19 protein-coding genes are annotated in these 21,757 nt (G+C 74.8%); 9 read left to right on the forward strand and 10 right to left on the reverse strand.

Features of this window, described 5'->3' with window-relative positions:
* Positions 1-215: 215 nt before the first annotated feature.
* Positions 216-4,154: an ATP-dependent RNA helicase HrpA gene (gene hrpA, locus UXQ13_RS14390; protein ID WP_225233072.1), complete on the forward strand. Its 3,939-nt coding sequence runs from the start codon at positions 216-218 to the stop codon at positions 4,152-4,154.
* Between the two features lie 74 nt (positions 4,155-4,228).
* Positions 4,229-4,411: a hypothetical protein gene (locus UXQ13_RS14395; RefSeq protein ID WP_225233071.1), complete on the forward strand. Its 183-nt coding sequence runs from the start codon at positions 4,229-4,231 to the stop codon at positions 4,409-4,411.
* 3 nt (positions 4,412-4,414) lie between these two features.
* Here UXQ13_RS14395 and UXQ13_RS14400 read toward each other — a convergent pair whose 3' ends face one another.
* A complete protein-coding gene (locus tag UXQ13_RS14400) occupies positions 4,415-5,641 on the reverse strand; it encodes a CynX/NimT family MFS transporter (protein WP_225233070.1) in 1,227 nt (408 codons plus the stop codon).
* Positions 5,642-5,814: 173 nt separating this feature from the next.
* Between UXQ13_RS14400 and UXQ13_RS14405 the strand changes: the two genes are divergently transcribed.
* The 3 genes from UXQ13_RS14405 to UXQ13_RS14415 are packed head-to-tail and all read left to right on the forward strand — an operon-like array spanning position 5,815 to position 9,466.
* Positions 5,815-8,103, forward strand: coding sequence for a xanthine dehydrogenase family protein molybdopterin-binding subunit (locus UXQ13_RS14405; protein ID WP_225233069.1), 2,289 nt, complete (start codon positions 5,815-5,817; stop codon positions 8,101-8,103).
* A complete protein-coding gene (locus UXQ13_RS14410; RefSeq protein ID WP_225233068.1) occupies positions 8,103-8,606 on the forward strand; it encodes a (2Fe-2S)-binding protein in 504 nt (167 codons plus the stop codon). Before UXQ13_RS14405 ends, UXQ13_RS14410 begins: the two co-directional genes overlap by 1 nt.
* Positions 8,603-9,466, forward strand: coding sequence for an FAD binding domain-containing protein (locus tag UXQ13_RS14415; RefSeq protein ID WP_225233067.1), 864 nt, complete (start codon positions 8,603-8,605; stop codon positions 9,464-9,466). Before UXQ13_RS14410 ends, UXQ13_RS14415 begins: the two co-directional genes overlap by 4 nt.
* A gap of 152 nt (positions 9,467-9,618) precedes the next feature.
* Here the strand turns inward: UXQ13_RS14415 and UXQ13_RS14420 are convergent, their stop codons facing one another.
* On the reverse strand, positions 9,619-10,911 hold the full coding sequence (locus UXQ13_RS14420) for a sulfate adenylyltransferase subunit 1 (protein WP_225233066.1): 1,293 nt from the start codon (positions 10,909-10,911) through the stop codon (positions 9,619-9,621).
* 59 nt (positions 10,912-10,970) lie between these two features.
* Here UXQ13_RS14420 and UXQ13_RS14425 point away from each other — a divergent pair, with 59 nt between their 5' ends.
* The gene (locus UXQ13_RS14425; protein ID WP_225233065.1) at positions 10,971-11,192 is read left to right on the forward strand and encodes a hypothetical protein; all 222 of its coding nucleotides are present in this window, start codon (positions 10,971-10,973) and stop codon (positions 11,190-11,192) included.
* Here the strand turns inward: UXQ13_RS14425 and cysD are convergent.
* The 6 genes from cysD to UXQ13_RS14455 form a co-directional block, all read right to left on the reverse strand.
* Positions 11,183-12,091, reverse strand: a complete 909-nt coding sequence (cysD, locus tag UXQ13_RS14430) for a sulfate adenylyltransferase subunit CysD (RefSeq protein WP_225233064.1) — start codon at positions 12,089-12,091, stop codon at positions 11,183-11,185. The two genes, UXQ13_RS14425 and cysD, sit on opposite strands and share 10 nt — an antisense overlap.
* 94 nt (positions 12,092-12,185) lie before the next feature.
* Complete coding sequence (locus UXQ13_RS14435) at positions 12,186-12,917, reverse strand: inositol monophosphatase family protein (protein WP_225233063.1); 732 nt, start codon at positions 12,915-12,917, stop codon at positions 12,186-12,188.
* A complete protein-coding gene (locus tag UXQ13_RS14440) occupies positions 12,917-13,627 on the reverse strand; it encodes a PaaI family thioesterase (protein WP_225233062.1) in 711 nt (236 codons plus the stop codon). Before UXQ13_RS14440 ends, UXQ13_RS14435 begins: the two co-directional genes overlap by 1 nt.
* Positions 13,628-13,651: 24 nt before the next feature.
* Positions 13,652-15,058 carry a sensor histidine kinase gene (locus UXQ13_RS14445; protein WP_225233061.1) on the reverse strand — a complete coding sequence of 469 codons (1,407 nt, stop codon included), beginning with the start codon at positions 15,056-15,058 and terminating at the stop codon, positions 13,652-13,654.
* A gap of 124 nt (positions 15,059-15,182) precedes the next feature.
* Positions 15,183-15,905 carry a response regulator transcription factor gene (locus tag UXQ13_RS14450; protein ID WP_225233060.1) on the reverse strand — a complete coding sequence of 241 codons (723 nt, stop codon included), beginning with the start codon at positions 15,903-15,905 and terminating at the stop codon, positions 15,183-15,185.
* A gap of 106 nt (positions 15,906-16,011) precedes the next feature.
* On the reverse strand, positions 16,012-16,788 hold the full coding sequence (locus UXQ13_RS14455; protein WP_225233059.1) for a siderophore-interacting protein: 777 nt from the start codon (positions 16,786-16,788) through the stop codon (positions 16,012-16,014).
* 208 nt (positions 16,789-16,996) lie between these two features.
* Between UXQ13_RS14455 and UXQ13_RS14460 the strand changes: the two genes are divergently transcribed.
* Both UXQ13_RS14460 and UXQ13_RS14465 read left to right on the forward strand, forming a co-directional pair.
* Complete coding sequence (locus UXQ13_RS14460) at positions 16,997-17,206, forward strand: hypervirulence associated TUDOR domain-containing protein (RefSeq protein WP_225233058.1); 210 nt, start codon at positions 16,997-16,999, stop codon at positions 17,204-17,206.
* Positions 17,203-17,640, forward strand: a complete 438-nt coding sequence (locus tag UXQ13_RS14465; protein WP_225233057.1) for a DUF2795 domain-containing protein — start codon at positions 17,203-17,205, stop codon at positions 17,638-17,640. Before UXQ13_RS14460 ends, UXQ13_RS14465 begins: the two co-directional genes overlap by 4 nt.
* 18 nt (positions 17,641-17,658) lie before the next feature.
* On the opposite strand, the gene UXQ13_RS14470 is transcribed toward UXQ13_RS14465, so the two are convergent.
* Positions 17,659-18,459: a hypothetical protein gene (locus UXQ13_RS14470; protein WP_225233056.1), complete on the reverse strand. Its 801-nt coding sequence runs from the start codon at positions 18,457-18,459 to the stop codon at positions 17,659-17,661.
* 203 nt (positions 18,460-18,662) lie between these two features.
* On the opposite strand from UXQ13_RS14470, the gene UXQ13_RS14475 reads away from it, so the two are divergent.
* Positions 18,663-20,882, forward strand: coding sequence for a LytR C-terminal domain-containing protein (locus UXQ13_RS14475; protein WP_336392470.1), 2,220 nt, complete (start codon positions 18,663-18,665; stop codon positions 20,880-20,882).
* An 88-nt stretch (positions 20,883-20,970) separates the two neighbouring features.
* Here the strand turns inward: UXQ13_RS14475 and pstB are convergent, their stop codons facing one another.
* Positions 20,971-21,750, reverse strand: coding sequence for a phosphate ABC transporter ATP-binding protein PstB (pstB, locus tag UXQ13_RS14480; RefSeq protein ID WP_091250199.1), 780 nt, complete (start codon positions 21,748-21,750; stop codon positions 20,971-20,973).
* Between the last annotated feature and the right edge of the window lie 7 nt (positions 21,751-21,757).

Consider the following 21,757-nt stretch of genomic DNA (forward strand, 5'->3'; position numbering starts at 1 on the left):
GGAGGGAGGTACGGCTCCGCGGTGGCGGAACGGTTGGACGATACAACTCGTTGCGCGGTACATGCAATCAGTTGCAGGGTGCATGTTGATGTGATGTGCGCAACCCGTTGCGCGGCGCAACCGGGACGACCGGGTGGCCGGCGGGTGGGACCCTGGGGGAGCGACCCCGGTACCGGCGGGTCGCGATCCCCGCACGAGAGGACGACGGCACCGCCGTGAGCACCGAGCACGACGAGCTGCGGTCCCGGCTGCCCGCGCTGACCCTCGAGGACGAGCACCGGCTGCGCCGCCGTCTGGACCAGCTCCGCGGGGTGCGCGACCCGGCGGCCCGCGCCCGCAAGCACGAGCAGATCGCCGCCGACGTCGTCCGCGCCGAGGCCCGGATCGCGGCGCGCGCGGCCGCCGTCCCGGTGGTCACCTACCCCGAGCAGCTGCCGGTCAGCCAGCGCAAGGACGACATCGCCGATGCGATCCGCGACGCCCAGGTCGTCGTGGTCGCCGGCGAGACCGGGTCGGGCAAGACCACCCAGCTGCCCAAGATCCTGCTGGAGCTCGGCCGCGGCGTGCGTGGCCGGATCGGGCACACCCAGCCGCGCCGGATCGCCGCCCGCACCGTGGCCGAGCGGATCGCCGAGGAGCTGGGTTCCTCGCTGGGCGAGGTGGTCGGCTACAAGGTGCGCTTCACCGACCAGGTGAGCGACACCAGCCTGGTCAAGCTGATGACCGACGGCGTGCTGCTGGCCGAGGTGCAGCGCGACCGGCTGCTGCGCCAGTACGACACGATCATCGTCGACGAGGCGCACGAGCGGTCGCTGAACATCGACTTCCTGCTCGGCTACCTGGCCCAGCTGCTGCCCCGCCGTCCCGACCTGAAGATCATCATCACGTCAGCGACGATCGACGTCGACCGGATCGCCAAGCACTTCGGCGACGCACCCGTCGTCGAGGTCTCGGGCCGGACCTTCCCCGTCGAGGTCCGCTACCGGCCGGTCGTGGACCCCGACGACCCCGAGGCAGACCCCGACCGGGACCAGACGACGGCGATCGTCGACGCCTGCCGCGAGCTCGTGGCCGAGGGGCCGGGCGACGTGCTGGTGTTCCTGGCCGGCGAGCGGGACATCCGGGACACCGCCGACGCCCTCGGCGAGGCGGCCCTGGGCAGCACCGAGATCCTGCCGCTCTACTCGCGGCTGTCCGCGGCCGACCAGCACAAGGTCTTCCAGGCGCACACCGGACGGCGGATCGTGCTGGCCACCAACGTGGCCGAGACGTCGCTGACCGTGCCCGGCATCCGCTACGTGGTGGACCCCGGGACGGCGCGGATCAGCCGCTACAGCCATCGCACCAAGGTGCAGCGGCTGCCGATCGAGGCGATCAGCCAGGCCTCGGCCCGGCAGCGCTCGGGCCGCTGCGGGCGCACCTCGGACGGCATCGCCATCCGGCTGTACTCGCAGGAGGACTTCGAGGGCCGCCCGGAGTTCACCGACCCGGAGATCCTGCGCACCAACCTGGCCTCGGTGCTGCTGCAGATGGCCTCGCTGGGCCTGGGCGAGGTCGAGGACTTCCCGTTCCTCGACCCGCCGGACCGCCGCTCGGTCGCCGACGGCATCGCGCTGCTGGAGGAGCTCGGCGCGCTGACGCCCGAGGGGAAGCTGACCGAGACCGGGCGGGCGCTGGCCGCGCTGCCGCTGGACCCGCGGTTGGCCCGGATGGTCGTGGAGGCCGACCGGCGCGGGGTGCTGGAGGAGGTGCTGGTCATCGCCGCCGGGCTCACCGTGCAGGACGTGCGCGAGCGGCCCGCCGACGCGCAGGCCGCCGCCGACCAGAGCCACGCCCGCTTCGCCGCCGAGGACTCCGACTTCACCTCGATCCTCAACCTGTGGCGCTACCTCGGCGAGAAGCAGGCCGAGCTGTCGGGCAACCAGTTCCGCCGGACCGTCAAGCGCGAGTACCTGCACTGGCTGCGGATCCGGGAGTGGCAGGACCTGCACGGCCAGCTGCGCGGCACCGCCCGCCGGCTGGGCATGACCACCGGCGAGCTGGCCGCCGAGCCCGACGAGCGCGGGGTGCACACCGCGCTGCTGTCCGGGCTGCTGTCCCAGGTGGGGCTGCAGCAGGACCTGGGGAAGGACGCCTCGCCCGGGGACAAGCGGCGGGGCTCCCGGGAGTACCTGGGTGCCCGCGGCGCGAGGTTCGTCATCGCGCCCGGGTCGGTGCTGACCCGCAGGCCGCCGCGGTGGGTGGTCGCCGGGGAGCTGGTCGAGACCAGCCGGCTCTTCGCCCGCCGGGTGGCCCGGGTCGACCCGGAGACCATCGAGAAGCTGGCCGACCACCTGGTCAAGCGGCAGTACAGCGAGCCGCGGTGGGACGCCAAGCGCGGTTCCGTCGTCGCCACCGAGGGGGTCACGCTCTACGGGATCCCGCTGGTGGTCGGCCGCCGGGTGCAGTACGGCTCGATCGACCCCGTCGTGAGCCGGGAGCTGTTCATCCGGCACGCGCTGGTGCAGGGGGAGTGGCAGACCAACCACCGGTTCTGGGCGCACAACCAGGCGGTGATCTCCCAGGTCACCGAGCTGGAGGAGCGGGCCCGCCGGCGCGACCTGCGGGTCGACGACGAGACGGTGTTCGAGCTGTACGACGCCCGGGTCGGCGCCGAGGTGGTCAGCGCCCGGCACTTCGACACCTGGTGGAAGCAGGCCCGCCGCCAGCACCCGCACCTGCTGGACTTCACCCCGGCGATGGTCACCGACGCCGCGGTCGCCGAGCAGGTCGCGGCCGGCGACTTCCCCGACGAGGTGCACCTGACCCAGGGCCTGGTGCTGCCGCTGAGCTACGCCTTCGACCCGGGTGCGGCCGAGGACGGCGTCACCGTCGACGTCCCGCTCGGCGTGCTGGACACCGTGGCCGAGCAGACCTCGGGCGCCTCGCTGGCCTGGACGGTGCCCGGCCAGCGCGAGGAGCTGGTGACCGCGCTGCTGCGCGGGCTGCCCAAGCAGCTGCGCCGCGGACTGGTGCCCATCCCGGACCGGGTGCGCGAGGTGCTGCCGCACGTCGAGCCCACCGAGCCGCTGCTGCCGGCGCTGGAGCGGGAGATCCGCCGCGCGGTGGCGGTGCAGGTGCCGCACGACGCGTGGGCGCCGGACAGCGTGCCCGACCACCTGCGGGCCACGTTCCGGGTGCTCGACGACCGGGACCGGCCGCTGGCCACCGGCAAGGACCTGGCGGCGCTGCGTCGCCAGGTGGCCGGGGAGTCCCGGAGGTCGCTGGCCCGGGCGTCGGCCGACGTGTCCCGCACCGGGCTGACCTCGTGGACGCTGGGCACGCTGCCCGAGACCGTGCAGGTCGACCGGCAGGGCCACCTGGTGACGGCGTACCCGGCGCTGGTCGACGAGGGCGCCACGGTCGGCGTCCGGGTGGTGCCGACCGCGGCCGAGGCCTCCCGGCTGACCTGGCTGGGCGCCCGCCGGATGCTGCTGCTGGCCGTCGGGTCGCCGGCGACCAAGGTGGTCAAGTCCCTGCAGCCGCGCACCCGGTTGGCGCTGCAGTTCAACCCCGACGGCGAGATCCCCGCGCTGGTGGCCGACTGCGTGGACGCGTCGGCCGACGAGCTGATCGCGCTGCACGGCGGTCCGCCGCGGACATCGGAGGCGTTCGCCGCGCTGGTGGAGGCCTCGCGGACCCAGCTGCACACGCTCACCGCCGAGACCGTGCGCCGGGTCGAGGCCGTGCTGACCCAGGCGCGCGAGACCGCGATCGCGATCGGTGCGGCACCGGGTCGCGGCGTGCCGGCCGCGGTGGTGGCCGACCTGCGGGCGCAGATGACCGGGCTGCTGCACCGTGGCTTCGTGGCCACCCTCGGCCACCGGCGGCTGCGCGACGCCGTCCGGTACCTGGCGGCGATGGCCGTGCGGCTGGAGAAGCTGCCGGCCAACGCCGGGCGGGACGCGGTCTGGCAGGCCCAGGTGGAGGCGGCCGCCGACGAGTACCGCCGGCTGCGCACCCGGGTGCCCTCGGTCGGCGGGCCCGACGACCCGGTCGCCCGGATCCGGTGGATGGTGGAGGAGCTGCGGGTGTCGCTGTTCGCACCGTCGGTGGGCACACCCCGCTCCATCAGCGAGCAGCGCATCCACAAGGCGATCGACGCCCTCGGCTGACCGGGACTGTTTGTGATCGCCCGACTTCGGGGACGGCACACGGGACCGTCCATCGACGAAGGGTCCAGAACACGATGAGCAAGCACAGTGCCGAGGGCCAGCTCGAGTCGCACACCGAGGCGGCCGGCGAGGGCCTCAGCGACCGCGAGATGGTCGAGACCGTCGCGGAGCAGACCGACAGTGCGTCGGAGAACGCCCAGAACGCGGGCAAGGACTGGGACGGCGACCCCTCGGACGCCCCGAAGCCGACCGAGTAGGGCTCAGGCCCGCGACGGCTCCGGCAGGACGACGTCGCGGGCCGCCCCCCACCCCGCCCACGCCATGGGCACCAGCAGCACGAGCAGCAGGCCCAGCGACCACGACCAGCCACCGGTGAGGTCGTGCAGCGCACCCAGCACGACCGGGCCGGTGGCGGCCACCAGGTAGCCCAGGCACTGCGCCACCCCGCCCAGCCGGGCCGCGGTCAGCGGCGTCGCGCTGCGCAGCACGATCAGCGTCAGGGCCAGGGCGAACCCGCCGCCCTGGGCCACCCCGAACAGCGACACCCACACCAGGGTCCCGGTCGCCGGCAGCACCAGCAGCCCGGCCAGCCCCGCGGCGTAGCAGGCCAGCAGCAGCACCACGAGCGGCCGCTGCCCCCGGGAGCCCTGCTGCAGCCGCCCGGCCAGCGTCGGCGCCAGGAACGCGCCCACGGCGCCGGTCACCGTGGCCACGGCCAGCAGCAGCCCGCCCTCCGCGGTCGGCAGGCCGGCGTCGGTCAGCAGCGTCGGCAGCCAGGCGGACAGGCCGTAGAACTGCGTGCTCTGCATGCCCAGGAACAGCGTCACCCGCCGGCCCAGGTCGTGCCGGAGCAGGCCCCACGACGCACCGGGGGCGGCCACCGCACCGCGGGCGGCCCGGCCGGTCCCGGCGACCGGCAGCCAGACCGCCAGGGCCAGGACGGCCAGCACGCCCCACATGGCCAGCGCGTCCCGCCAGTCCAGGCCCAGCGCCCGGCCCAGCGGCACGGTGAGCCCGGCGGCCAGCGCCGCGCCGATGTTCAGCGCGGCGGAGTAGACGCCCATCACCAGACCGGGCTGGGCGAACTCGCGCTTGACGTAGGCGGGCACCAGGACGTTGGCCACCGCGATCGCGCCGCCGGCGACCACGGTGCCGCCGTAGAGCGCGCCGACCGGGGTGAGCAGCCGCAGCGCCGTCCCGACGGCCAGCAGCACCAGCGAGGCGGCCACGGCGGTCTCCAGGCCGACCTTGCGGGCCAGCCGCGGCGCGACCGGGGCGAAGGCGCCGAAGCACAGCACGGGCAGGGAGGTCAGCAGCCCGCCGAGCGCGCTGGACAGGCCGGTGTCGGCCCGCAGGTCGCCGAGCAGGGGGGCCACGCCCACCACCGCCGGCCGCTGGTTCAGCGCGACGACGACCACCGCCACCACCAGCAACCAGGGTGCGACCCGGGCCGTCGTGGACGTCGCGACCGGACCCTGTGCACCCACCCGGCCAGCAGACCACGCCGCCCGGGCGGGGACGTCGACCGGGGTCGGTGGCACTCGGTGCCCACAGGGGTGGTCCCGCTCACACGCGCCGTGCGACAGTGACCGGGAGCACCCCGTCCGAGCTGTCGGTCGGGGCGCGTTCCACCCCCTCGTCCAGCAGCGGAAGCGAGCGCATGAGCATCCTCGGCACCAGGGTCGTCCGCACGGAGGACCCCCTCTTCCTCACCCGTGGGGCGGTCTACACCGACGACCTCACCGACCCCCGTCTCGCCGGCGCGGTGCACGCCACGTTCGTGCGCTCCACCGTCGCGCACGGCACCGTCACCTCCGTGGACACCTCGGCGGCCGCCGAGGCCCCCGGTGTGGTCGGCGTCTACACCGCCGCCGAGCTGGGCGACCTGCCCCCGGTGGCCCCGCCGCTGCCCTTCCTCGACGCCGGCTTCTCCCGGCCGTGGCTGGTCGGGGTCGGCGAGCGCGTGCACTTCGTCGGCGACCTGGTGGCCGTCGTCCTCACCGAGGAGCGCTACCAGGGCGAGGACGCCGCCGAGATGGTGGTCGTCGACATCGACCCGCTGCCGGCCGTCGTCGGCACCGCCGCGGCCAAGACCGACGGCACGATCCTGTTCCCCGCGGTCGGCACCAACAAGGTCGCCGCGTTCGGCGAGCCGGCGCCCGAGGACTTCTTCGCCGACTGCGAGGTCGTCGTCCGCCGCGAGATCGTCAACCAGCGGGTGGCCGCCGCGCCGCTGGAGACCCGGGCCGCCTCGGCCGCCTGGGGCGAGGACGGCCGGGTGACCATCTGGTGCACCAACCAGGGCGCCCAGCAGGCCAAGGGCCAGATCGCCGGCTGGCTGGGCCTGGACCCCGCGCTGGTGCACCTGATCACCCCCGACGTGGGTGGTGGCTTCGGCGCGAAGATCGGCGCCGACCAGGAGTACGCCTTCGTGGCCTGGCTGGCCCAGCAGTCCGGTCGGCCGGTCCGCTGGACCGAGAGCCGCTCGGAGAACATGACCGGGATGCTTCAGGGCCGCGCGCAGGACCAGGTCGTCACCATCGGCGGCAGCCGCGACGGCCGGGTGCAGGCCTACAGCCTCGAGGTGTCGCAGGACTGCGGCGCCTACCCGCGGATCGGGACCGTGCTGCCGACGCTGACCATGCTGATGGCCGCCGCGGTCTACGACATCCCCAAGGTGCACGCGCAGGCCACCTGCTACGTCACCAACGGCACCTCGATCGGGGCCTACCGCGGCGCCGGCCGGCCCGAGGCGACCGCCGCCGTCGAGCGGGCCATGGACCTGTTCGCCGCCGAGATCGGCATGGACCCCGCCGACGTCCGCCGGAAGAACTTCATCCCGACGTTCACCGAGCCCACCCAGACCTCCTCGGGCGCCACCTACGACAGCGGCGACTACGAGGCCGCCCTGGACCGGGTGCTGCAGGCGGCCGGGTACGACGAGCTGCGGGCCGAGCAGGCCCGCCGCCGCGAGCGCGGCGACACCCGCCAGCTGGGCATCGGCGTCTCGGCCTACGTCGAGATCACCGGGGCCGACTCCGGCCACGGGACGTCGGAGAACGCCGAGCTCGAGGTGCACGCCGACGGCACGGCGACCGTGCTCACCGGCACGTCGCCGCACGGCCAGGGTCACGCCACGACCTGGGCGATGCTGGCCAGCGAGCAGCTGGGCATCCCGGTGGAGAAGATCACCGTGCTGCACGGCGACACCGACCGGATCCCCGACGGCGGCGGGACCATGGGCTCCCGCTCGCTGCAGCAGGGCGGGGCCGCGGTGCACCAGGCCGCCGTCGAGCTGGTCGAGGTGGCCCGCAAGCGGGCCGCCGAGCTGCTGGAGGCCAACCCCGACGACCTCGAGGTCGACCTGGCCAACGCCGGTCTGTCGGTCAAGGGCACGCCCGGGGTCGGGGTGACCTGGGCGCAGCTGGCCGCCGACGAGCAGCTCATCGTGCAGACCACGTTCACCGCGAACGCCCCGACGTTCCCCTTCGGCGCGCACGTGGCCGTCGTGGAGACCGACGTCGAGTCCGGCAAGGCGGTCGTCACCCGGTTGGTCACCGTCGACGACGCCGGCACGATCATCAACCCGCTGCTGGCCGAGGGCCAGCGGCACGGCGGGATCGCGCAGGGCGTCGGGCAGGCGCTGCTGGAGGAGATCCTCTACGACGAGGACGGCAACCCGCAGACGTCGACCTTCGCCGACTACCCGTTCGTCTCGGCGACCGAGCTGCCGAGCTTCGAGCTGGTCGAGATGGCCACGCCCACCCCGATGAACCCGCTGGGTGCCAAGGGGATCGGCGAGGCCGGGACCATCGGGTCCACCCCGGCCGTGCAGTCCGCGGTCGTCGACTCGGTCGCCCACCTCGGCGTCCGACACGTCGACATGCCCGCCACCTCCATGCGCGTCTGGCGCGCGATCCAGGAAGCCCAGAAGGGGAGCACCAACTGATGCAGGTCTCGATGACCGTCAACGGGCAGCAGCGGACCGACGAGGTCGAGCCGCGGATGCTGCTGGCGCACCACCTGCGCGACAACCTGGGGCTGACCGCCACCAACATCGGCTGCGACTCGACGTCCTGCGGTGCGTGCACCGTGATCGTCGACGGGCTGACCGTGAAGAGCTGCACGGTGCTCGCCCTGCAGGCCGAGGGGTCGGAGGTCACCACGCTGGAGGGGCTGTCCACCGACGGCGAGATGCACCCGGTGCAGGCCGCCTTCCGCTCCGAGCACGGCCTGCAGTGCGGGTTCTGCACCTCGGGCATGGTCATGGCCTCGATCGGGGTGCTGGCCGACAACCCGAACCCGACCGACCGCGAGGTCCGCGAGGGCCTGGAGGGCAACCTCTGCCGCTGCACCGGCTACCACAACATCGTGCAGGCGGTCCTCAAGGCCGCCGAGGCCGGTCCGGCCGCGGGCCAGGTCCCCTCGTCGCAGCAGGAGGTCAGCGCGTGATCCCGTCGCAGTTCGACTACGTGCGGGTGTCCACCGTCGACGAGGCAGTAGCGGCCCTGGCCGAGCACGGCGAGGACGCGAAGATCCTGGCCGGCGGGCACTCGCTGCTGCCGATCATGAAGCTGCGGCTGGCCGTGCCGACCGTGCTGATCGACATCTCCGGGGCGCAGGAGCTGAACTACGTCCGCGTGGACGGCGACCAGGTCGCCATCGGGGCGGGCACCCGGCACCACGACCTGGAGAAGTCCGAGGTCGCGCAGGCCGAGGTCCCGCTGCTGCCGCACGTGGCCTCCCGGGTCGGCGACCCGCAGGTCCGGCACCGCGGCACCCTGGGCGGCACCGTCGCGCACTGCGACCCCGCCTCGGACCTGCCGACCGCGCTGCTCGCGCTCGGTGCCACCGTGGTGGTCGCAGGGCCGAACGGGCGCCGGGAGATCCCGATCACCGCGTTCTTCCTCGGCTTCTTCGAGACCGCGATGGAGGAGGGGGAGCTGATCGTCGAGCTGCGGGTGCCGCGCACCGGCAGCGCCGGCTGGGGCTACGAGAAGTTCACCCGCCGGGAGAACGACTGGCCGATCGTGGCCGCCGCGGCGGTGCACCTGCCCGACGGCTCCGTGGGCGTGGCGCTGGCCAACATGGGCGGCGTCGTCCTGCGGGCCGAGGCCGTCGAGGCCGCGCTGGCCGAGGGGAAGAGCATCGAGGAGGCCGCCGCGCTGGCCGCCGAGGGCACCTCGCCCTCGTCGGACATGCACGCCGACGTCGAGTACCGCTCCCACCTGGCCCGCCTGCTCACCCAGCGGGCGCTGAAGGTGGCCGCCGGCGAGACCGAGGCGAGCACCGCGGAGTCCACCGCCGCGTAGCACTGCGGACCACGCTCCTGGCCTCGTCGCGAGGCCGGGAGCGTGACCACGGTGACCGCGAGGAGGGGGCCCGGAGGCAGAAGGACCCGACTGCCTCCCGCGACGTGCTCCGCACGCCGCGGGTCCCTGCAGCCGGGCCGGACGAGCCGGTGCTACAGCATGCCGGCGCCGACCGTGGCGTTGGTGGCCTCGTCGACCAGGATGAAGCGGCCGGTGGCGCGGTTGCGGGCGTAGTCGTCGACGAACAGCGGCTGTGTGGTGCGCAGGGTGACCCGGCCGATGTCGTTGAGCCCGAGCTGGTCGGCCTCGACGTCGTGGTCCAGGGTGTTCACGTCCAGCCAGTGGTGCACCGACTTCACGACCGCCCGCACGGAGCGGGTGGTGTGCTTGAGCACCAGCTTCTGCCGGACCCGCAGCGGCTCGTCGGTCATCCAGGCCACCACCGCCTCGACGTCCTGGGTGACCGTGGGCGCGCCATCCGGGCGGCAGAGCAGGTCGCCGCGGGAGACGTCGACGTCGTCGGCCAGCCGGATCGTCACCGCCATGGGCGGGAACGCGGCTTCGACGGGGCCGGACGGTCCGTCGATCGCGGACACGGTCGTGGTGAGACCGCTGGGCAGCACCTGCACCTCGTCGCCGACCCGGAACACCCCGCCGGCGACGGTGCCGGCGTAGCCGCGGTAGTCGCGGTGCGCGTCGGACTGCGGCCGGATGACGTACTGCACCGGGAACCGGGCGTCGTCGAGGTTCACGTCGCTGGCCACCTCGACGTGCTCGAGGTGGTGCAGCAGGCAGGGCCCGTCGTACCAGGGCATCCGCCCCGACGGCGTGACCACGTTGTCCCCGGCCAGCGCGGAGATCGGGACGACGGTCAGGTCGGGGACGTCGAGCTTGGAGGCGAACGCGGTGAACTCGTCGCGGATCGCGGTGAACACGTCCTCCGACCAGTCGACCAGGTCCATCTTGTTCACCGCGACCACCAGGTGCGGCACCCGCAGCAGCGAGGCCAGGAACGCGTGCCGGCGGGACTGCTCGAGCATCCCCTTGCGGGCGTCGACCAGCACGATCGCCAGGTCGGCGGTGGAGGCGCCGGTGACCATGTTCCGGGTGTACTGCACGTGCCCGGGGGTGTCGGCCAGGATGAAGGTGCGCCGCGGGGTGGTGAAGTACCGGTAGGCGACGTCGATGGTGATGCCCTGCTCCCGCTCGGCGCGCAGGCCGTCGGTGAGCAGCGACAGGTCGACGTGGTCGCCCCGGCTGGCCCGGGAGATCGCCTCGTACTGGTCCTCGAAGACCGCCTTGGAGTCGTAGAGCAGCCGGCCGATCAGCGTGGACTTGCCGTCGTCCACGGAGCCGGCGGTGGCGATCCGCAGCATGTCCTTGCGGGCGGTGGCGATCTCGGCGGCCGCGGCGGCCAGCTCGTCGTGGATCTCGGGGGCGCTCACGCGGCCACCTCCTGGGAGTCGGGTTGGCGGGCGAGGTGCAACGGGCGGACGCTCACCGGGTGTTCTTCGCCCCGCTGGTCCCCGGACTGCTGGTCGTCCTGGTGGGCTACCTGGTCGGCTACGGCCTCACCGTGCTGCTCAGCCGGGGGCTGGACGCCGCGTTCGGTGCCCCGCTGGGCGCCGGCGTCCCGGAGGTCGTGGGCTGGCTGCTCGGGGTGGCCCTGCTGGTCGCCCTGGTGCGCTGGCTCGTGGTCCGCCGCCGCAGGCGCCATCAGAAGTAGCCCTCCTTCTTGCGGTCCTCCATGGCGGCGTCGCTGACCTTGTCGTCGCCCCGGGTGGCGCCGCGCTCGGTCAGCCGGGTCACCGCGATCTCGGCGATGACCTCCTCGACCGTCGAGGCGGTGGACGGCACCGCCGCGGTGAGGTTGGCGTCGCCGACGGTCCGGTAGCGCACCGACCGGCGCTCGACCTGCTCGCCGTCCTTGGGGGTGATGAACTCGTTGACCGCGTAGAGCATGCCGCCGCGGTCGACGACGTCGCGCTCGGCGGCCAGGTACAGGTCGGGGATCGCGATCTGCTCCTGGGCGATGTAGGACCAGATGTCCAGCTCGGTCCAGTTCGACAGCGGGAACACCCGGATCGACTCACCGAGGTGGATGCGGCCGTTGTAGAGGTCCCAGAGCTCGGGGCGCTGGTTCTTCGGGTCCCACTGGCCGAACTCGTCGCGGAAGCTGAACACCCGCTCCTTGGCCCGCGCCTTGTCCTCGTCCCGGCGGGCCCCGCCGAACAGCGCGGTGAAGCCGTGCTCCTCGACGGCGTCCAGCAGCACCGGGGTCTGGATCCGGTTGCGCGAGCCGTTGGGCTCCTGCTTCACCGTCCCCGCGGCGATCGCGTCGGGCACCGAGGCGATCACCAGCTCGACGCCGAGCTCGGCGACCCGCCGGTCGCGGAAGGCCAGCACCTCGGGGAAGTTCAGCCCGGTGTCCACGTGCATCACCGGGAACGGGATGCGGGCCGGCGCGAACGCCTTGCGGGCCAGCTCCAGCATGACGATGGAGTCCTTGCCGCCGCTGAACAGCAGCACCGGGCGCTCCAGCTCGGCGGCGACCTCCCGCAGCACGTGCACGGACTCGGCCTCGAGCGTCTGCAGCTGGGTCAGGTGCAGGTCGGGGGTGCTCACGCGCGGGTGCTCCGGGGTGCTCGGCGACGGCGGTCGAACCGCCCAACCACACCGGTGTGGTGGGGATTCCGGCGACCAGTCTCCGCCATGCCGGTCAGCGGACCGCAGCCAGCACCCGTCCGGCCAGCTCGGGGCGGCAGACGACCAGGTCGGGCAGCCAGGTGTCGGCCGCGTTGTAGACCAGCGGGGACCCGTCCAGCCGCGAGGTGAACAGGCCTGCGGCCCGGGCGACGGCGACCGGCGCGGCCGAGTCCCACTGGTACATGCCGCCGGCGTGCACGTAGGCGTCGGCCTCGCCGCGGACGACGGCCAGCGTCTTGTAGCCCGCCGACCCCATCGGGACCAGGACGGCGTCCAGCGCGGCCGCGGCGGCCCGGGCGACCTCCGGTGGGCGGGACCGGGACACCGCGACCCGCAGCGGCCCGGCGGGCACCGGCGGGACGACGGGTGCGGGATGCGTGGTCAGCACCTCGCCCAGCGCCGGCAACCCCACCGCCCCGACGGTGAGGTCGCCGGCTGCGCGCTCCCACAGCGCGACGTGCACCGCCCAGTCGTGCCGGTCGCCGGCCCGGTACTCCTTGGTGCCGTCCAGCGGGTCGACGATCCAGACCCGGTCGGCGCCCAGCCGCTGAGCGGTGTCGGTCGCCTCCTCGCTGAGCACGGCGTCCCCGGGCCGGTGCTCGGCGAGCAGCGCGGCGATCGCCCGCTGCGCCGCGGCGTCCCCGGCGTCCCCGAGCGCGCCGTCGCGCAGCTGACCGCCGCGGAGGGGGAGCAGCACGTCGGCGGCGGCCCGGGCGGCCGCGGCGGCGAGCTGGACGTCGTCCACTACCGGTCCTCGTGCAGCGCGGTGGCGTCGGTGGCGCGGCCCGGCGGGCGGTGCTGCCCGGAGGCGTCGACGACGTCGCCGAAGTAGGTGGCCAGCGTGTCCTCGCGCGGGGTGACGAAGACGCCGGTCACCTCGACCAGCACCCGCTCCGGCTCGGCGGCCAGCGCGATCGAGCCGGCCATCGTCGTCCGGCGGCCGTGCTCCTCGGCGACCCAGCCGCGCAGCACGACCGGGGTGTCCAGCGGCACCGGCCCGCGGTAGTCCAGCTCCAGGTGGGCGGTCATGCCCCACCGGCCGGCGCGGATGGCCGCCGTCCCCAGCATCTGGTCCATGAGCAGGCCGCTCATCCCGCCGTGCAGGAACCCGGGCGGCCCCTCGTACTGCAGCCCGAAGGATGCCTCGGCCACGACGCCCGGCCCGTCGGCGTCCGGCCGGATCTGCAGGGGCGGGGCGACCGCGCTGCCCACCCCGGTGACCGGCGAGTACACCCGGCGGAAGGCGATCGGGTCGTCCAGCTCCGGCAGCTGGTGCCGCTCGCGGGTCCGGGTGCCCAGCCGCTCGGCGAGCTCCCGGGCGGTCGCGGCGACCTGCACCAGCTCCGCCGGCGGCACGGTGGTGCGCACGGAGGCGGCCACCAACCCGCGCAGCGCACTCCCGAGCTCGGTCACCGCGGCCATCAACTCCGGGTCGTACCCGGTCTCCGTGCTCACCCGCGGACCGTAACCCGCGGCCGGTCAGTCCTGACCGGCCGGACCCGACCGGGGCAGCCGGACGGCGAAGGCGGCCCCCTCGCCGGGTGCCGTCGTCAGCGTGACCGTGCCGTGGTGCGCGGCGACCAGCGACGAGACGATCGACAGGCCCAGGCCGGTGCCGCCGGCCGCACGGGTGCGCGAGGCGTCGGCCCGGTAGAAGCGCTCGAACACCCGCTCGGCGTCCTCGGCGGACATGCCCGGGCCCTGGTCGGCGACGGTGACGGTGACGGCGTCCGGGTCGCCGGGCTCCTCGGAGAGCCGCACGGTGACCGGCGTGCCGGGCGGGGTGTGGGTGAGGGCGTTGGTGACCAGGTTGCCGATGACCTGCCGCAGCCGGCCCTCGTCGCCCAGCACGACCGGGACGTCGGTCAGGGAGTCGGTGAGGTCCAGCTCGACGGACCGGTCGGGCTGCACGGCACGGGCGTCGTGCACGGCGTCGGCGGCCAGCTCGCCCAGGTCGACGGGCAGCGACTCCACCGGGCGGTGCTGGTCCAGGCGGGCCAGCTGCAGGAGGTCCTCGACCAGGGCGCCCATGCGGGTGGCCTCGGCCTCGATCCGGCCCATCATCCGGCCGGTCTCCGGATTGTCCCCACCCGCCCCGCCGGAGGCCCCGTGCCGGTAGAGCTCGGCGAACCCGCGGATGGAGGTCAGCGGGGTGCGCAGCTCGTGGCTGGCGTCGGCGACGAAGCGGCGCATCCGGCCCTCGGACGTGCGGGCCTGCTCCTCGGAGGCGGCCTGCGCCTGGAAGGCCCCCTCGATCCGGGCGAGCATGCCGTTCAGCGCCCGGCCCAGCCGGCCGACCTCGGTGCGGTCGTCGCCCTCGGGCACGCGGCGGGAGAGGTCACCGGCCGCGATCGCCGCCGCGGTGTGCTCGACCTCGACGAGGGGCTGCAGGGAGTTGCGCACCAGCACGTAGCCGGCGACGCCGAGCAGCACCAGGACCAGCGCGCCGACGACCAGCTGCACCAGGATGAGGCGGGCCAGGATGCGCTGGTCGTCGGACAGGTCGATGCCGACCGTGATGACCGTGCTGTCGGTCAGGTCGGCGGAGATCAGCAGCCAGGACGTCGTGCCGTCGCGCGAGGGCAGGGTGAAGGGTGCGTCGTCGTAGGAGCCGATGGAGGACGGCGTGATCCCGGAGACGTCGGGGAGCGATCCGTCCCCGCCCCCGCCCTGGACGATCGCCGAGGTGTCGTCGTTCGCGCAGGCGATCAGGGTGGGCCCGGGGTACCGGATGTCGGTGTTGCACAGCTGGATCGTGTTGGCGATCCGCTCGCCCAGCGAGCGCACCTGGTCCTGCAGCTGGGTCTGCTGCTGCCCGATGAGGTACTGGCGCAGCTGCGACGTGGCCACGTAGCCGGTGACCGCCAGCGCCACCGCGACGAGCACGACCAGCAGCGCGACCAGCCGCAGCCGCAGCGGGACCCGGGGCTGGGACCTCCTGGACGCCGGGACGGGCGGGGAGGTGTCCTCCCCGCCCGTCGGCGACGTCGTCGTGTCGGTGCTGGAGATGTCAGCTCCCGCGCGGCAGCCGGAGCGAGTAGCCCACGCCGCGCAGGGTGTGCAGCAGGCGGGGCTCGGTGGTGTCGATCTTGCGGCGCAGGTAGGAGATGTAGGACTCCACGACGTTGGCCTCGCCGTTGAAGTCGTAGTTCCAGACGTGGTCCAGGATCTGCGCCTTGGACAGCACCCGGCCCGGGTTGCTCATCAGGTAGCGCAGCAGCTTGAACTCCGTGGGCGACAGGCTGATCAGCTCACCGGCCTTGAGGACCTCGTGCGACTCCTCGTCGAGCTCGATGTCGGCGAAGGTCAGCCGCGGGGCCTCCTCCACCTTCCGGGCGCCCTGGGTGCGGCGGAGCACCGCGCGGATGCGGGCCAGCACCTCGTCGAGGCTGAACGGCTTGGTGACGTAGTCGTCGCCGCCCAGCGTCAGCCCGGAGACCTTGTCCTCGGCCGCGTCGCGCGCGGTCAGGAACAGCACCGGGGTGTGGGTCCCGTTCTGGCGCAGCCGGCGGACGACGCCGAAGCCGTCCAGCCCCGGCATCATCACGTCGAGCACCAGCAGGTCGGGGCGGAACTGGGCGGCCGCGGCGAGGGCCTGCTGGCCGTCGGCCGCGGTGGCCACCTCGAAGCCGGCATAGCGCAGGCTGGCCGACAGCAGCTCGCGGATGTTGGGCTCGTCGTCCACGACCAGGAGTCGTGCCTCGGGCGCTCGCTGCCCCGTGCTGCCGGACATCTGTCCTCCCAGGGACCGCTCGGGCGCCGTCGTCGTCATGGTGCACACGATCGGGACAGCTGCTGAGGTCGCCCTGGACGCTACCTGTGAGGTCGCTGCGAAGACCTCACCCGGCGGGTGACATCGCGCGGCCGCGCCGCCAGTACCCGATCGCGTGGTGCTGGGTGCGGCCCAGCCCCCAGCGCCCGCGGAGGTCGGCGCGCACGGCCCGGACGGCGGCGGACTCCGCGCCGACCCAGGCGAAGACGTCGTCGGTGCCCGGGTGGTCCAGGCCGGCGACCGCGTCGACCAGCAGGGTGGAGGCGCCGGGCTCGACGTCGCCGCGGTGCAGCCAGCGCACCTCGACACCGGGCGGCGCGACCAGCGGCTGCTCCTCCGCCGGCCCGGCGACCTCGAGCAGGGCCAGCCCCCGGGTGCCGGGGTCGGCCGCGGCCAGGATGCGGGCGACGGCGGGGACGGCGGTCTCGTCCGCGACCAGCAGCAGCCAGCCGGCCGTGGCGGCCCCCAGCGGGGCGGTGCTGGCCACCCCGAGCACCGCACCGGGCGCCGCCGCGGTCGCCCACGCAGCGGCCGGGCCGTCCCCGTGCAGCACGAAGTCGACGTCCACCTCGCCGGTGACCGGGTCCTGCCGGCGGGCGGTGTAGCTGCGCAGGCTGACCCCGTGGCTGCCCTGCGGCCAGACGATCCGGCCGTCCCGGGCGACGTCGGGCCAGCGCGGGGCGGTGTCGTCGACCCGGGGGACCAGCAGGGCCAGCGTCGGGCCGGCGGCCGCGACCACCTCCGGCGCCCCGCGCAGGGTGACCCGCCGGACGGCCGGGGTCACGGACGCGGCGGACACGACGGTCAGCACGTCGACGGGGCGGGTTCCCTGCGGGGCGGTCACGACCAGCCAGCCTAGGGAGAGCCGACCCGGACGGCCCCGGGGGAGGGGACCGACCGGGTCGACCGATGATCACCGTAGGGGCGCCCCGGCCGGACCGGAACGGCTGCGCGGCCCGGCTCACCACGACGGGGGAGACCCGCCCGCGCGCACCCAGGTGTGCAGCCGGGGGCGGCGGGGGTAGCGCTGGATCCCGACCCCTGGAGGACCCGTGAGCGACGACCTGAAGAAGGGTGACGACGTCACCTGGAAGACCCACGGCACCGAGACCGAGGGCACCGTGACCAAGAAGATCACCTCGGAGACCGAGGCGGCCGGCCGCAAGGTCAAGGCCAGCCCGGACGAGCCGCAGTACGAGGTGGAGAGCGACAAGTCGGGCAAGACGGCGGTGCACAAGCCCGACGCCCTGGACAAGAAGTGAGCGCCGACGGCGGGGACGTCTCCGCCGAGCGCAGCACGACCCACAGCCCGCGCCTGGACGACGAGATGGCGTCCGAGGTCGAGGGCCTGGTGCGGGCCGGCCGGTCCACGCACGCCGAGGAGTTCACCGACCCCGAGCCCTCGGGCGAGGACGAGCCCGGCGTCGACCGGTCGGCCGGGGGCGCCCTGCTGGGCGGCACCCCCGAGGGCGTCGACCCCGACACCGTGCGGCTGCGGGCCGAGCTGGCCCGCTGGCTGGACCGGGCCGACTTCCCGGCCACCGGGCCCGAGCTGGTCGAGGCCGCCCGGGACCACCGGGCACCCGACGCCGTGGCCGACGAGCTGTCCCGGCTCCCCGAGGGGGAGACCTACACCCGGGTCGGCGAGGTCGTCCGGGCGCTGGGGTACGAGACCGAGGCGCCGCCCCCGGCGTGAGCCCCGGGCGCGGCCGGCTCAGCGCCGGCCGCGCTCCTCGGCCTCCTCCTCGGCGATCTCCTCCGCGCCCCGGCGGCGGAAGAGCTTCGAGCCGGGGAAGCCCTTGGCGAGCTCGCGCAGGTCCTGCACGGTGTCCAGCAGGGCGTGCACGTCGGGCGCCACGTTGTCCAGCGTCGCGAGCACGGGGAGCACGTCCTCGTCGAGGTGGGTGACCAGGGTGGGCAGCCGGTCCACCAGCTTCACCAGGGCCTCGACCTCGGCGGGGTCCAGGTCATCGGCGAAGCGGGCGAGCAGCGGGGCCAGCTTCTCCAGCGTCGGCTCGTAGGCGGCCACCAGCGGCGTCGCGGTGTCCAGCAGCCCGGACGCCCGGCCCACCAACTGGTCGGCGGCGGCCCGGGTGCCGTCCACGCCGGCGATCGCGGCGTCGGCCGCCGCCCGGGTGCCGGCGACCCCGGCGATGGCTTCGTCGGCCGCGTGCCGGGTGGACTGCACGCCGGCGATGGCCGCGTCGGCGGCGTCCTTGGTGGTCTGCACCCCGGCGATGGCGGCGTCGGCCCGGTGCTTGGTCTGCTCCACCCCGGTGATCGCGGCGTCGGCGCGGTCCTTGACGACGGCGACCCCCGCGACGGCGTCCTCGGCGCGGTCGACCACGGCCTCGACCCGGGCCAGCAGCACCGACACCCGGTCCAGCAGCAGCTCGGCCTGGCCGACGGCGGTGACCACGCGCGGCACCAGGGCGAGGGACTCGGTGACCAGGTCGCGCAGCCCCTCGGCGGCGGACACCAGGTCGGCCGGGCCGGGCAGCAGAGGGATCTTCACGGTCGCGACGCTACGCAGCGGATCGGTGGTGCGCGATCGGACCGCCGGCGACGTGACTCCCTGTCGATCTGTCGACGGCAGGGCGTGGGAATCCCACAGCTGTAGTTCGATCCGTACTCTGTAGGCGAACGGTGACGCTGCGGGAGCGTCCACGCGGGGCGTCTCGGCACGGGACCCCTCGACCGGGAACCACGACGACGAGGGTGTCCACACCGGTGGCGGACGACGGCAGGCTCGGCGGACCCGACGAGGGTCCCGAGGTCGACGCGGCTGCCCCGGCGCCCGCCCGCGGTGCCACCACCGACGCGCAGTTGACCGTCGACGCGCTGCTGGCCCGGTCCTGGGCCGCCGTCGCTGCCGGGTCCGGTGGGCGCCGGCGCGCCGATCGACGGGCCCCCTCGAGCGCCCCGCCGTCCCGCCCGGCGCCGTCGTCCTCGCCCCGTCCGAACACGACCACCCCGCCGCCGTCGGCCCGGCCGAGCTCGCCGCCGCCGGCGCCCCGGCCGACCACCCCGCCGCGGCCCACCCCGGCCGTCGCGGTGCCGGTCGAGCGCCGGCCGCTGCCGCCGGCCTCACCCGCGGCCTCATCTGCGGCCTCGCCCGCGCCGCTGCTCCCCGTGCCGCCGTCGCCGGTCCCGTCGCCGACGGGCGGTCCGGTGCCGGCCCCGGTCGCCGAGCCGGCGGGTCCGGATCCGCAGCCCGTCGTCGCGCAGCCGGCCGTCCCGCGCGCCGCCCTGCCCCCGGCCCCCGCCGCGGTGCCGCTGCCGCCCGCGCCGGTCCCCACCCCCCGGCCGCCGGCGGCCCCCCCCCCCCCGGAGCAGACGACCGGGTCCGCACCGCAGACCAGCGAGCTGCCTGCGTCCGGCATCCCCCGGGCACCGCAGACCAGCGCGGTGCCCGCGCAGACCGCCGGACCCCGGCCGACGTTGCCCCCGGTGCCGGTCGCGCCGCCGGTAGAGCCGGAGCGGGCGCCGGCCCCGATGCGCACCTCGGCCCCGGTGCCGCCGCTGCCGGGCACCGAGCGCGCCCGGCAGCACTCCGCCCCGGTGCCGCCGCTGCCGGGCACCGAGCGCGCCGTCCGGAACTCCGCCCCGGTGCCCCCGCTGCCCGGGCTGCGGCCGGCCACCCCGCTGCCGCCCATCCCGGGCCGGGACCTGCCCGCGGAGCCGCCGGCCCCGTTGAGCCGGGCCGACCGCCGGGCCGCGATGAGCCCGCTGCGCCGTCGGCTGGTGCGGGCCGCGGTGGTCGTCGGCGTGCTGGTCGGGCTGGTCGGCGGCTTCTACGTCGGGCTGTACTTCTACGCCGACCGCTCGACCGACCGGGTCGCCGCGTTGTCGCCGGGTGGGCCCGAGGTGCTCGCCCCGCAGCTGCAGGTGGGGGTGACGACCTGGCTGGTGCTGGGCACCGGCGCCCCGGGCGCCGACGGCCCCGGCGCGGTCACCGCCCAGCTGCTCCGGGTGGCCGCCGACGAGGAGTCCGCGCTGCTGCTCGACGTCCCCGCCACCGCGCTGGTCGACACCCCTGTGTGCCGCGCCGCCGACGGCGAGCTGCGGCAGCCGACGACCGAGCCGCTGGCCGACGCGCTGCTGCAGGGCGGGCCCTCCTGCCTGGTGCGCGCGGTGCAGCAGCTGTCCGGCCTGCGCATCGACCACCTGCTCGACGTCGACCTCGGCCGCGACGGGGCCGGCAGCCCGGCCTGCCCGACCGACGCATTGCCCACCGTGGACGTCGGCCTGCTGGCCAACCCGGTCCGCGCCACCTCCACGCTGCTGGCCGCGGCCGACGCGGTCACCCTCGACGAGGACACCTCGCTGGCCGACCTCCGGGCCCTGGAGGGCACGCTGCGCGACCTGCCGGCCGGGGCCGTCCAGCGCGCCTCGCTCCCGGTGGCCCGGGTGGGCTACGTGCCGGTCGGCGGCGGCACCGCCCAGCTCCTGCTCGACGGTCCCGGCACCCGGGACCTCTTCGAGGCCGTGATCCGGACCGGCGAGCTGCCCGAGGCCGGCGAGGCCACGGAGGCAGCGACCGTCCCGGCCTCGGACGACGCCAGCGTGACCGTCGCCCCCGGTGCCGTCACGGTGACGGTCCTGGACGCCACCGGCGACAGCACCGACCCGACCACCGGCGCGGGCGCCACCACCGCCGCGGCGCTGGCGGCGCAGGGCTTCGTCGTCGGCCAGGTCGCGCTGGAGCCCGCGGTGACGTCCACCAGCGTGGTCCGCTACGCCCCCGAGGCGGTCGAGCAGGCCCACACGGTGGCCGCCGCCGTCCCCGGTGCCGTGCTGGAGTCGAGCACCGCGGTGGGCGGTGGCGTGCAGCTCGTCGTCGCCGCGCCGGACCTGGCGGTGCAGCAGGTGGCCGTCGGCGCCGCCGTCCCCACCACCGCGGCCCCCGCGACGGTCCCCACCGCCACCTGCGGCTGATCCCCCCGGGCCTTCCGGCGCAGGGAGGTCCCCGAACGCGCAGGACCCCCGCCGACCGGGGTCGACGGGGGTCCTGGGTGGTCGCGGATCAGCCGAAGCGGCCCGAGATGTAGTCCTCGGTGGCCTTCTGGTCCGGGTTGGAGAAGATCTTCTCGGTCGGGTTGAACTCGATCAGCCGACCGGGCTGACCCACCCCGTTGAGGTTGAAGAAGCCGGTCTGCTCGCTGACGCGGGCGGCCTGCTGCATGTTGTGCGTGACGATGACGATGGTGAAGCGGTCCTTCAGCTCCGTCATCAGGTCCTCGATGGCCAGCGTCGAGATGGGGTCCAGGGCCGAGCAGGGCTCGTCCATGAGCAGCACCTCGGGCTGGACGGCGATCGCGCGGGCGATGCACAGCCGCTGCTGCTGACCACCGGACAGGCCCGAGCCCGGCCGGTTCAGGCGGTCCTTGACCTCGTTCCAGAGGTTGGCGCCCTTGAGGGAGGACTCGACCAGGTCGTCGAGGTCGCTCTTCTTCATCTTCTTGGCGTTCAGCCGGACGCCGGCCACGACGTTGTCGTAGATCGACATCGTCGGGAACGGGTTGGGGCGCTGGAAGACCATGCCGATCTGGCGGCGGACGTCGACCGGGTCGACGTCGGAGCCGTAGAGGTCCTGGCCGTCGATGACGACCTTGCCCTCGACGCGGGCGCCGGGGATGACCTCGTGCATGCGGTTCAGCGACCGCAGGAACGTGGACTTGCCGCAGCCCGAGGGACCGATCAGCGCGGTCACGCTGCGGGGCTCGATGGAGACGTTGACGCCCTCCACGGCCTTGAAGTTGCCGTAGAAGATGTCCAGGTCCGAGACGTCGATGCGCTTGGCCATGTCGAGT

This window comes from Klenkia terrae (genome assembly GCF_037083865.1).
Lineage (GTDB): Bacteria > Actinomycetota > Actinomycetes > Mycobacteriales > Geodermatophilaceae > Klenkia > Klenkia terrae.